Here is a 12,328-nt window from a genome sequence, read left to right as displayed (position 1 = left end):
TAGCGCTACTGTCTGTTTGCAATATTGCCGTCATGAAGCGGGCGTAGAGTGGCAGCCACTAACTACATAAGAGGCTGTTTATTTATGACGAAGCGCCGCGTGTTGTTCCTTTGCAATGCTAACTCTGCACGGTCTCTGATGGGTGAAGCGCTGCTTCGCCATATGGCAGCTGATCGCTTTGAAGCGTATAGCGCGGGTTCTGAACCCGATGAACCCCATGCATTGACACTTGAAGTGTTGCGCAAGCAGGGCCTGCCTACCGATGGTCTACGCAGTAAGGCGTTGGACGAATTTGAAAGCGAAACTTTCGATTTTGTCATTGTGCTGTGTGATAAGGCCCAGCAAGCCTGCCGCGATTGGCAGGGGAAGGCGGCCGACGTGCTGTTCTGGGATATTCGTGACCCTCGTCTGATTGGCAGGGCAGACGCTTATGAGCAGGCGTTATTAGAGATTCGTCGGCGCCTTCAGCTCTGGCTGCCCCTCCACACCTCTGATTAAACTTACTGCAAGGGGCGAGTCGAGATGAAATGGTTCAATAACTTAAGCGTTAAAGTGAGTTGGACGCTGGTACTGGTAGCCTTTAGTGGCTTGGTCGTCGTTATTGGCGCGCTGGGGCTGTTCGCCAATCATTTTGGACGTGAGGCATTTACTTCCCTTCATAAAAGGGACATGGCGCAAATAAGCAATCTGGATAGCGCCTACTCCCAGCTATTGCGCGCGCGGATACAGATGAACCGTGCTGCGGAGTTAATCCGAACCCCTTCATTTGATCGGCCTGACCCCTTGATAGAAGAAGCCCAGCGGTTGCTTGACTTGGCCTCTGAGAATTTCTCTCAATTTACAGAGAGTGATTTTGAGGCCGATCAGCAGGCGCTGGTTGATCAGTTAGCGTCGAATTTTCAATCATTCGTTAACAATAATCTCAATCTTCAAATGATGATGCTTGAAGAGCGCGACATATCCGGTTTTTTCTCGGGCGAGTCGCGAGTGGATGATAGTAGCCAGCACTTTGTAGAGAGCGCCGAGGCTTTTTTAGGTGCTTCCGCTCAGCGGGGTAACAATTTACTTATACGCTTTGAGCAGGTTTCATCGCTGCTTTTTTGGGGCGTGATAGCGGCACTGGGCGCTGCGATGCTGGTAGTGGCGGTAGTGGTATGGGGCGTGCGTAAAAACGTGCTTCGCCCGTTGAAAGTGATCACTGGGCACTTCCAGCGCATTGCTAATGGTGATTTATCAACGCCTGTCACCGCGCACTCAACCAATGAAATTGGTCAGCTATTTAGTGAGCTGGATAAGATGCAGCACTCGCTGACGGCCACGGTTAATCGACTCAATGCCAGTAGCCAGCAGGTATATAGCAATAGTCAGGAGATGACCGAGCAGAACCAGCTTTTGGCGAGCCAAACCGACACTCAGGTCTCGGCCTTACAGCAAATGGCGGCAAGCTTGGAGCAGCTAACGGCCACGGTGAACCAAAATGCTGAAAGCGCAGCACATGTTAATCAGTCAACGGCGGATGTGTCCCTCAAAGCGCGGCAGGGTGATGAGGTAATTAGCCAGTTTATCGCCACCATGGAGGTGATCAATAATCACTCCGAAGAGATTCAAAGCATTATCCGCATGATTGAAAGCATTGCTTTCCAAACCAATATTCTAGCGCTTAATGCATCGGTTGAAGCTGCACGTGCCGGTGAGCATGGCCGTGGGTTTGCGGTGGTGGCCAATGAGGTGCGTGCACTGGCAACGCGCAGTGCCAATGCCGCCAGCGATATACGGACACGCATTGAAGCATCGAGTGCCAGTGTCCAGCAGGGTAGCGTATTATCGCAACAAGCGGGTGAACATACTCGAGCCATTATGCAGGCAGCGAGTAATGTGGATACGCTGATGACGCAAATCACTCATGCGTCCGAGGAGCAGCGGCGAGGCATTGAAGAGGTCAACCAAGCGGTTGCTCAGATTGATACCGCTACCCAAGACACCATGCGCTTAGTCAATCAGGTAGCCCAGAGCGCAGAGGTGTTGTCCCAGGAAGCTTTGCAAATGCGTGAATATGCCGGCCAGTTTAGTGTTGTCGAGGAGGCAAGTGAAGCAGGCCGATATCATGCCAATGGGGAGGAAGACGACTATCCCGAATGGGAGCAGCTTAGCCATCAAGACGCCCCTGTGCCTGATGACCATGAACAATCCCGTCACCCAGCGAGTTTATTGGCTCCCGCTTAGTTTCTGGATTAAGAAATTTAACTTTACTCATTGGTCTACAACGCTATCATGCGATTTTCTCTGAGCATCTTGTAGCGTGTTGGTAACAAAGAGTGCACTGGCTCCTGTCAGTTTATTTTTTCAGCGTTTACTAAACGACCCTATGCTGCTCCTCATGAGTGGTGTGTGGGTCGTTTTATGTTGGCTGAAGCCTCAGTCGCTTTGGGATATGGCTGACCGGGTTCACTGGACAACACTTGCCGTGTTGACGGGGCTGATGGTGCTTAGCAGGGCGTTAGAGCTAAGCGGCTATCTAGCCTTCTGGGGGCATCGGTTATTAGCCCACCTGCCTGGCGAGCGTCGCCTAGCGGTGGGGTTGGTCATGTTCTCGGCGCTACTCTCAGCGGTAGTCACCAACGATGTGGCGCTTTTTATCGTGGTGCCGCTGACGCTTAGTCTGGCCGGAATGGCGACATTGCCGATAGGGCGTTTGATTGTGTTCGAGGCGCTGGCGGTCAATGCGGGGTCGTCGCTGAGCCCGATAGGTAATCCACAAAATCTCTATTTATGGCAGCGTTCAGGAGCTAATTTTGGTGAGTTTCTGTTAGCCATGCTGCCGCTAGGCGTGGGCTTGATGGTTCTGCTGCTGCTACTCGTCCCCTTGGCGTTTCCTAAAGCGTTTATACGTTTGGAAGCAGTGGTGAACATACCCAATGAGCGTTTGCAGAAGCCATTATGGGCAGCGCTAATAGGCTACCCACTGTTTTTGTTTGCCGTTGAAATGGGCTGGGCGGCCCAGGCAATGGCAGGCGTTCTGCTGGTCGTGTTGGTCGTTGCCCGACGAGCGGTGCTCAGCATTGATTGGCTGTTGCTGGTTGTGTTTGTCCTCATGTTTGTCAATTTAAGTATGATCGGTGAGCTGGGTCTCGTTCAGGAGGCGATTGACACAATGCAGCAGTGGCCAGGTGGCGATACCAGTGTTGGTGTGTTGCTTTCACAGCTGTTATCCAACGTGCCCGCGACGCTGCTGCTAGCCCAGCAGAGTGATTGGGAGCCCCTCGCTTGGGGTGTCAGCGTGGGTGGTTTTGGTTTAGTGATTGGCTCAATGGCTAATTTAATCGCGTTACGATTGGCTCGCCAACCCGGCATGTTGATGGAGTTTCATCGTTGGTCGATCCCCATGCTGGTGCTTGGCTGGCTGTTTGCCGCAGTGTGGTTCAGTGCCCTGGCTCGGTGATACTGCCAGGGCGAATGCCAAAGAGAGCCTATGTTTACAGATCGCGATTAGTCGATTAACTCTACGGCCACTGCTGTCGCTTCACCACCGCCAATGCATAAGCTGGCAATACCACGTTTGCCCCCTTTAGTACGCAGGGCATGAATGAGCGTGGCGATAATGCGCGAGCCGGTAGAACCAATGGGGTGGCCTTGGGCACAGGCGCCGCCAAACACATTCACCTTCTCGTGGGGCAGGCCTAAATCATCCATGGCCATTAGTGTGACCACCGCAAAGGCTTCGTTGATTTCAAACAGATCAACGTCATTGACGCCCCAATCGAGCTTTTTCATCAGCTTTTCAATCGCACCCACCGGAGCAATGGTGAACTCGCTAGGGTGTTGCGAGTGAGTCGTGTGACCCAGCATACGAGCCAACGGCTTAATACCGTGCTGATCCGCTGCTTGCTGACTCGCCAGGATAAGTGCCGAAGCGCCGTCGGAAATTGAGCTGGCGTTGGCGGCGGTAATCGTTCCGTCTTTAGCAAAAGCAGGGCGTAGCTGGCGAATTTTATCGAGCTTCGCTTGGAAAGGCTGCTCATCGTGTTCGACAAGCGTTTCACCCTGGCGAGAGCTGACCATCACGGGAGCCATCTCGGCGGCCAAGTGGCCCGCGTTGGTGGCCGCCATGGCGCGCTCAAGGGAGGCAATCGCAAAATCATCCAGGCGCTCGCGTGTGTAGCCGCGATCCGAGGCGACATCTTGAGCGAACACGCCCATTAGTTTGCCCGTTTCGGCATCTTCCAGTCCATCCAAGAACATATGGTCTTTCAGCTCACCGTGGCCTAAACGGTAGCCGCCGCGTGCCTTGGTAAGCACATGAGGGGCGTTGGACATGGACTCCATGCCACCCGCCAGCAAAATATCGCCACTGCCCGCTTTGATTAAGTCGTGGGCAAGCATCGTGGCTTTCATGCCCGAGCCGCACAGTTTGTTGATTGTAGTGGCGCCATTGGCATCAGGAATGCCCGCCTGGCGCATGGCCTGACGGGCAGGGCCTTGCTTGACGCCTGCAGGCAGTACACAGCCCATAATGCCTTCGCTGATGGCGGCGGGGTCAACGCCTGCTTCCTCAATTGCTGCTTTGATGGCAACAGCGCCAAGTTCGGGCGCCGTCATACTGGCAAGGCTGCCCATCATGCCGCCCATTGGTGTGCGTTTGGCGGCGAGAAATACAACATCGGTGGGGTTGCTCATGGTCAATCTCCTTCAGGATTATTGTGATTATCATGCCAAGTGGTAGTTGATACGTTGACCCGTAGGCGGTGCTGTGGTTCTCTCCAAAGTAACCAAGCAAGCGCTAGTGTAAATGACATGAATGTAATGAATGCATCCCCTCGCCGCAAGGAACTGACGCGCCTCGCTGCTCAGCTATTCGTCCAAGAGGGCTTTGACCGCACGACGGTGCGTATGCTGGCGCAGGAAATGGGCATCAAATCCGGTAGCTTGTTTCACCATTTTAAAGATAAGCAGGAGATCCTTGCTGCGGTCATCGAAGAGGGCACACAAAATGCGTTGATGATTGCGCGTAAAGCACTCGATCAGTGTGCCGCCGATCCTGAAGTGCGTTTGCACGCCATGGCGCGAGCCCATCTCGAAACCCTGTTTACCGACCGCAATGCCCATGTTGTGGCGCTATTTGAGTGGCGTCGGCTCGACCCTGCGGCCAGTGCCCACTTGAGCCATTTGCGGGATGCTTATGAGGCGCTGTGGGTTGCCGTTATTGACGATGCCTTGGAAGCAGGGTTGATTCATGGTGACCGCTTTCTTGTCTCGCGCTTTGTGCTGGGGGCGCTTAACTGGACGGTGCGTTGGTACGATCCCAGCGGCCCCCGATCGCCTGATGAGCTCGCTGACGAGCTGGTTGCCATGATAATGCCCAATGCTGTCTGACGCCTCGATGCTGGCAGCCTCGACCAACGTCTAACGCTACAACTTATATCTGTGCTTGCTCTCTGCGTCGTTTACTTTTAGCGTTGCTATTATCTCTAGGGTTACGTTAACGTCAACTGATAATTATAGCGACGGTCTACTTTCCCGCTTTTAATACCCAAAGCTCATCACCAGCAGCAGTTACCAACAACAATTATTGACTACTATCAGAGAGCCATTATGACAGCGACATCACAATCACTGCCTGATTATCAACACTACCTCGATACCTTCTCCGTCGATAGTGTTACTGCCCGTCTGGACGACCATCAGGATGGACAACTCAACGCCTTTGAGGCCTGCTGCGGGCGTCATGTGCGCGCCGGGCGTGGCGATGTGCTGGCGCTGGTTCAAGAAGACACCGAAGGTAAAGTGCACACCCTGACCTACGCCGAGCTGGATGAGCAGAGCGCCACGTTAGCGGGATGGTTTCAGTCCCAAGGGTTGAGTCAAGGTGACCGCATTGCCTGTATGTTGCCGCGGTCACCGCAGTTATTGATTGCAGTACTCGCCACCTGGCGTATTGGTGCTGTTTATCAGCCGCTGTTTACCGCCTTTGGCCCTGATGCGGTGGACTATCGGCTGGGCCGTGCAGACACCAAGTTGGTGGTTACGGATCACGCAAACCGCTATAAATTTGACGGTCTTAGTCAGTGCCCGCCGGTGCTAGCAGTGGGTGGGGCGACCAGCGAACATGCTAATGATCACGACTGGCAGGCGGCGTTGACGCACACGTCAATGAGCGGCAAGCCGCCAAGGCTTTCCCCTGAAGCGCCGTTTCTGCAAATGTTCACCTCGGGCACCGTGGGCAAGCCGAAAGGCGTTGCCGTGCCACTAGCGGGAATGACGGCTTTTGCAACCTATATGGAGCTGGCCATTGACCTACAAGACGATGATCGCTTTTGGAATATGGCCGACCCCGGCTGGGCCTACGGTCTCTACTATGCGATTGCCGGGCCTTTGCTGCTTGGCGTGACAACGCATTTTTGCGAGGCAGGGTTTAGCGCAGAAGGAGCACTGGCGTTTATGAAGCGCCACCGTATTACTAACTTTGCCGCAGCGCCGACCGCTTACCGACTGATGAAGGCATCTGGGCTATTTGACGACGCCCATGAAAAGCTTGAGCTGCGTGCAGCTAGCTCGGCAGGTGAGCCTCTAAACACCGAAGTGGTGACCTGGGTAGAAAAGTCGCTGGGCTGCCCGGTCATGGATCACTACGGCCAGACCGAAACCGGGATGACCTGTAATAACCACCATGCCCTTGATCATCTTAAGCATGTGGGGGCGATGGGCGTGCCGATGCCCGGGTATCGTCTAGCGATATTGGATGCGGAGTATAAAGAGCTGCCCGCCGGGGAGCCGGGTGTCCTGGCAGTCGATATCAAGAATTCCCCAGCGCACTTCTTTCAGGGGTACACCTGGCAAGAGAAGAACCCATTTGTGGAAGGCTATTACCTGACCGGCGACGTGGTTATACGCAATGAAGATGGCACCTTTCAATTTGCTGGACGTGATGATGACATTATTACCACGGCGGGTTATCGCGTGGGCCCAACCGATGTCGAAAACAGCGTGATGACGCACCCTGCGGTCGCTGAGTCAGCGGCGGTCGGGCAGCCTGATGAGATTCGCGGCGAAGTGATTAAGTCGTATATCGTACTGCGCGAAGGCTATGAGGCAAGTGATGAGCTCGCTGATGAAATCAAGCAGCGTGTGCGTGAGCGGCTATCAACCCACGCTTTTCCACGCATTATTGAATTTGTCGATGAACTGCCTAAAACCCCCAGCGGTAAGATCCAGCGCTTCAAACTGCGTGCCCAGGCGGTAGAAGAAGCCAAGGCAGCCGACTAAACATAACAGCCATCTACAACAACCACAGGGAATACGGTTATGCAGGTTAAGGAGAGTACGTTTTTAATTACCGGTGCCGCCTCGGGGCTAGGGGCAGCAACCGCTGAGCGGTTAGTCGCCGCAGGTGCTCGCGTCGTTTTATGCGACCTAAACGATAGTGTTAAAGCCCATGCTGAGCAGTTGGGGGAGCAGGCTCAAGCGTGCCTGGCAGACATCACTTCAGCCGAACAAATGCAGCAGGCAGTTGAAGCAGCGGTAGCGCTGGGCGGGGGGCGTGGGCTTTCGGGCGTGGTTCACTGTGCCGGAGTCGTTAGCGTAGCCAAGCTAGTGGATCGTGAGGGCAACCCCGCTGACTTAGATAGCTACGCAAAAACGATCAATATCAACCTGATCGGCACCTTTAACGTTATGCGCCTCGCGGCTGCCGCAATGGCTAAAAATACACCTAGCGAGAGTGGTGAGCGGGGGGTGATTATTAATACCGCTTCTATCGCCGCTTTTGATGGGCAGGTAGGGCAGTGCGCTTACAGTGCCTCTAAAGCGGGCGTTATGGGTATGAGCTTGCCTGCGGCGCGGGAGTTGTCGCGGCATGCTATTCGTGTCATGGCCATCGCTCCAGGTGTATTTGAAACGCCGATGATGAGCGAGATTCCCGATGAGGCGGCCCAGGCGCTGGCAGCGGCGGTACCCTTTCCTAAGCGGTTGGGTAAGCCGGATGAGTTCGCTCGATTGGCCGAGCAAATTATCACTAACCCAATGCTTAACGGTGAGGTCATTCGCTTGGATGGCGGTATTCGCATGCAGTAATAAATGGCAAGTGGGCGAAAGGGGAACGGCGCAACTCGTCGGCTTTTGGCTGGCGAGTTTTTTTATTTTTGGTATTAAGGAGTTACGCCGTAGGCGACCAAAGTTCTAGCGTGTTTTAAGGCTAAATTCAAACGCTCGCTTGACTCTATGTGGCGCTCGCGCTAGTTTTCAAACATGTGTTTGAAAGCCTTCAGTCAAAATAATCTTATTGGCTTCCAGGCCCCTATTTCAGGAGAAGTGTGATGCCCAGCTATCAGGCCCCTATTCGCGATATGCGTTTCGTCATGGACGAAATGCTCGATTACCCCGCTCACTACGCCCGTCTACCCAGTGGTGACGATGCATCGCCAGATGTGGTCAGTGCCATTCTAGAAGAGGGGGCACGCTTTGCCCGTGACGTGCTGCTGCCGATTAACCAGAGTGGTGATGAAGAGGGCTGTCTGCTGGAAGGGGGGGAGGTCAAGGCGCCTAATGGTTTTAAAGAGGCCTACCAGCAGTACGTAGAAGGCGGCTGGCCGAGCCTGGCCGCCGACCCTGCCCATGGTGGCCAGGGCCTACCGCCTTCATTGGCGATGCTGCTTTCAGAAATGATCTGCGCCACTAACTTGGCATGGGGTATGTATCCAGGGCTTTCCCACGGTGCTGCCGATGCACTGCGTCACCATGGTACTGATGAGCAGAAAGCGACCTACTTAACAAAATTAGTAGAAGGCGTTTGGACGGGCACTATGTGCCTGACCGAACCCCACTGCGGTACCGACCTGGGTTTGATCAAGACCCGGGCAGTGCCCACTGAAGGCGACGCCTACGCTATTACCGGCACTAAAATCTTCATATCTGCCGGTGAGCATAATCTGGCTGAAAATATCGTCCATTTGGTGCTGGCCAAGCTGCCTGGCGCGCCGGAAGGTTCCAAAGGTATTTCGCTATTTGTAGTGCCTAAGTTCTTGCCCGACGCTCAAGGTAATGTAGGTGAGCGTAACGGCGTCTCCTGTGGTTCGCTCGAACATAAGATGGGTATTCATGGTAATGCCACCTGTGTGATGAACTTCGATGGCGCAACCGGCTACTTGGTAGGGCCGCCAAATAAAGGGTTGGCCTGCATGTTCACCATGATGAACGCTGCGCGTCTTGGGGTAGGTATTCAAGGGCTTGGATTGATTGAGGCCAGCTTCCAGAACTCCTTGAGCTACGCTCGCGATCGTTTGCAGATGCGTGGCTTGTCGGGCAAGCAGGCGCCTGAAAAGCCCGCCGATCCGATTATTGTTCACCCCGATGTTCGCCGTATGCTGCTGACGCAGAAAGCCTTTGCTGAAGGTGGGCGTATGTTGGTGCTCTACACCGCGCAAATGCTTGATGTGGTTGAACATGGCGAACCGGGTGAAGAGCGTGATCACGCCGAAACGCTGCTTGGCTTGTTAACGCCTATTGTTAAAGCCTTCTTAACCGAAGTCGGTTTTGAAAGCACCAATGAGGGCGTCCAGATTTATGGCGGTCATGGCTTCATTAAAGAGTGGGGTATGGAGCAACTGGTGCGCGATGCGCGCATTACCCGCTTATATGAAGGTACGACCGGTATTCAAGCGTTGGATTTGCTGGGTCGCAAAGTGTTGATGAGCCAGGGTGAATCGCTAAAAGTATTCACCAAAGAGATTCATAAGTTCTGCAAAGCAGAAGCTGACAATCCAGCCCTTAAAGAGTTTGTTGAACCGCTGGCGAAGTTGAATGCAGAGTGGGGCGAACTGACCATGGGCGTGGGTATGAAGGCGATGCAAGACCGCGAAGAAGTGGGGGCGGCGAGCGTTGATTACCTGATGTATTCCGGTTACGTCACGCTGGCCTACCTATTTGCCCGCGCGGCCAAACAGGCATCTGTCTCTTTAGAGGGGGACGATAAAGCCTTTTATGCTGCTAAGTTGAACACCGCGCGTTTCTACTATCAGCGCCTATTGCCACGTACCAAGGCGCATGCGCAGATGATTCAAGCGGGTGCATCCAGTCTCATGGCGATTTCCAGTGAGGATTTTGGGTTGGGGTTTGAAATTTGAAGCATCGGCTACTGATGGCGTGAGGTACCTTACGCCAACGAGCACTCTCTGATCAGGCGTTCTGATCGGTGGTTTACGGCAGAAGGGCAACCTTCTGCCGCTTTTTTTATATGCAGGACTTCTTTTGCTTGCTATCTTTATAGTCAGGCCTTAAAGTACGCATCCGCTGCCGGGGACGCCAAGCGTTACCAGCGGTGTATAAGGTGTAAAAGCCTTGGTTAGTCAACGAGTTAGCGGTTTTGGATGTGGTCAGGTTTGCATCGAAAACAACGCCCTTGACAACCGCCAGGAAATGCGTAGAATACGCCTTCCTCGCTGAGGCAAGCCAGTTCAACGGCAGCCCGGTTGCTTTCACAGCAATCTTCCAGCGAAACAGCTCTTTAACAATTTGATCAGGTAATTCATGTGGGCGCTTGCTGATGTTGGTGACAAATCACCAAATATCAAGGCAGGCGAACACAACGATACTTTTCGGAGTATCACAGTGAATTCGTTTGAACCTTGAGCCAAGTTTGATTCGCTTTTGCTGCTGTCGGCTAGTCCGTAAGTAAGCAAGTAAGGATCACAATGATTTTAAACTGAAGAGTTTGATCATGGCTCAGATTGAACGCTGGCGGCAGGCCTAACACATGCAAGTCGAGCGGTAACAGGGGTAGCTTGCTACCCGCTGACGAGCGGCGGACGGGTGAGTAATGCATAGGAATCTGCCCGGTAGTGGGGGATAACCTGGGGAAACCCAGGCTAATACCGCATACGTCCTACGGGAGAAAGGGGGCTCCGGCTCCCGCTATTGGATGAGCCTATGTCGGATTAGCTAGTTGGTGAGGTAAAGGCTCACCAAGGCAACGATCCGTAGCTGGTCTGAGAGGATGATCAGCCACATCGGGACTGAGACACGGCCCGAACTCCTACGGGAGGCAGCAGTGGGGAATATTGGACAATGGGGGCAACCCTGATCCAGCCATGCCGCGTGTGTGAAGAAGGCCCTCGGGTTGTAAAGCACTTTCAGCGAGGAAGAACGCCTATCGGTTAATACCCGGTAGGAAAGACATCACTCGCAGAAGAAGCACCGGCTAACTCCGTGCCAGCAGCCGCGGTAATACGGAGGGTGCAAGCGTTAATCGGAATTACTGGGCGTAAAGCGCGCGTAGGTGGCTTGATAAGCCGGTTGTGAAAGCCCCGGGCTCAACCTGGGAACGGCATCCGGAACTGTCAGGCTAGAGTGCAGGAGAGGAAGGTAGAATTCCCGGTGTAGCGGTGAAATGCGTAGAGATCGGGAGGAATACCAGTGGCGAAGGCGGCCTTCTGGACTGACACTGACACTGAGGTGCGAAAGCGTGGGTAGCAAACAGGATTAGATACCCTGGTAGTCCACGCCGTAAACGATGTCGACCAGCCGTTGGGTGCCTAGAGCACTTTGTGGCGAAGTTAACGCGATAAGTCGACCGCCTGGGGAGTACGGCCGCAAGGTTAAAACTCAAATGAATTGACGGGGGCCCGCACAAGCGGTGGAGCATGTGGTTTAATTCGATGCAACGCGAAGAACCTTACCTACCCTTGACATCTACAGAAGCCGGAAGAGATTCTGGTGTGCCTTCGGGAACTGTAAGACAGGTGCTGCATGGCTGTCGTCAGCTCGTGTTGTGAAATGTTGGGTTAAGTCCCGTAACGAGCGCAACCCTTGTCCTTATTTGCCAGCACGTAATGGTGGGAACTCTAAGGAGACTGCCGGTGACAAACCGGAGGAAGGTGGGGACGACGTCAAGTCATCATGGCCCTTACGGGTAGGGCTACACACGTGCTACAATGGCCGGTACAAAGGGCTGCGAGCTCGCGAGAGTCAGCGAATCCCTTAAAGCCGGTCTCAGTCCGGATCGGAGTCTGCAACTCGACTCCGTGAAGTCGGAATCGCTAGTAATCGTGAATCAGAATGTCACGGTGAATACGTTCCCGGGCCTTGTACACACCGCCCGTCACACCATGGGAGTGGACTGCACCAGAAGTGGTTAGCCTAACGCAAGAGGGCGATCACCACGGTGTGGTTCATGACTGGGGTGAAGTCGTAACAAGGTAGCCGTAGGGGAACCTGCGGCTGGATCACCTCCTTAAACGATGCGTCACAGTTAGTAAGCGTCCACAATGAATTACCTGATCAGAATGCTGTTGATGAGCAGTGATAAGTGACTTTTTCTTTTTAATACGAAAAAAAACGC

8 protein-coding genes and 1 rRNA gene are annotated in these 12,328 nt (G+C 53.8%); 8 read left to right on the top strand and 1 reads right to left on the bottom strand.

The genetic code is table 11. The features are described 5' to 3' along the window. The first annotated feature begins 84 nt into the window (after window positions 1–84). The 3 genes from ACFIOZ_RS13585 (at window position 85) to ACFIOZ_RS13575 (ending at window position 3,439) form a co-directional block, all read left to right on the top strand. A complete protein-coding gene (locus ACFIOZ_RS13585) occupies window positions 85–498 on the top strand; it encodes an arsenate reductase ArsC (RefSeq protein ID WP_386078616.1) in 414 nt (137 codons plus the stop codon). A 24-nt stretch (window positions 499–522) separates the two neighbouring features. Next, complete coding sequence (locus ACFIOZ_RS13580; RefSeq protein WP_386078613.1) at window positions 523–2,223, top strand: methyl-accepting chemotaxis protein; 1,701 nt, start codon at window positions 523–525, stop codon at window positions 2,221–2,223. A gap of 142 nt (window positions 2,224–2,365) precedes the next feature. Next, on the top strand, window positions 2,366–3,439 hold the full coding sequence (locus ACFIOZ_RS13575) for an SLC13 family permease (protein WP_386078610.1): 1,074 nt from the start codon (window positions 2,366–2,368) through the stop codon (window positions 3,437–3,439). A gap of 47 nt (window positions 3,440–3,486) precedes the next feature. Here the strand turns inward: ACFIOZ_RS13575 and ACFIOZ_RS13570 are convergent, their stop codons facing one another. Continuing rightward, window positions 3,487–4,674 carry an acetyl-CoA C-acyltransferase gene (locus tag ACFIOZ_RS13570; protein ID WP_386078608.1) on the bottom strand — a complete coding sequence of 396 codons (1,188 nt, stop codon included), beginning with the start codon at window positions 4,672–4,674 and terminating at the stop codon, window positions 3,487–3,489. Window positions 4,675–4,800: 126 nt separating this feature from the next. Between ACFIOZ_RS13570 and ACFIOZ_RS13565 the strand changes: the two genes are divergently transcribed. The 5 genes from ACFIOZ_RS13565 (at window position 4,801) to ACFIOZ_RS13545 (ending at window position 12,223) form a co-directional block, all read left to right on the top strand. Continuing rightward, window positions 4,801–5,370 (top strand): TetR/AcrR family transcriptional regulator, encoded by a 570-nt coding sequence (locus ACFIOZ_RS13565; RefSeq protein ID WP_386078605.1) that lies wholly within the window; start codon window positions 4,801–4,803, stop codon window positions 5,368–5,370. 219 nt (window positions 5,371–5,589) lie between these two features. Beyond that, complete coding sequence (locus ACFIOZ_RS13560) at window positions 5,590–7,260, top strand: AMP-binding protein (RefSeq protein ID WP_386078602.1); 1,671 nt, start codon at window positions 5,590–5,592, stop codon at window positions 7,258–7,260. Window positions 7,261–7,299: 39 nt separating this feature from the next. After that, window positions 7,300–8,067, top strand: coding sequence for an SDR family NAD(P)-dependent oxidoreductase (locus ACFIOZ_RS13555; RefSeq protein ID WP_386078600.1), 768 nt, complete (start codon window positions 7,300–7,302; stop codon window positions 8,065–8,067). Window positions 8,068–8,309: 242 nt separating this feature from the next. Beyond that, a complete protein-coding gene (locus ACFIOZ_RS13550; RefSeq protein ID WP_386078598.1) occupies window positions 8,310–10,115 on the top strand; it encodes an acyl-CoA dehydrogenase C-terminal domain-containing protein in 1,806 nt (601 codons plus the stop codon). 575 nt (window positions 10,116–10,690) lie between these two features. Beyond that, a 16S ribosomal RNA gene (locus tag ACFIOZ_RS13545) occupies window positions 10,691–12,223 on the top strand. Window positions 12,224–12,328 lie beyond the last annotated feature (105 nt).

The sequence above is a fragment of the Vreelandella sp. F11 genome (assembly GCF_042466685.1).
Taxonomy (GTDB): domain Bacteria; phylum Pseudomonadota; class Gammaproteobacteria; order Pseudomonadales; family Halomonadaceae; genus Vreelandella.
The sequence above is the reverse complement of the archived record's forward strand: the minus strand, read 5'-3'. Positions and strand labels throughout refer to the sequence as shown.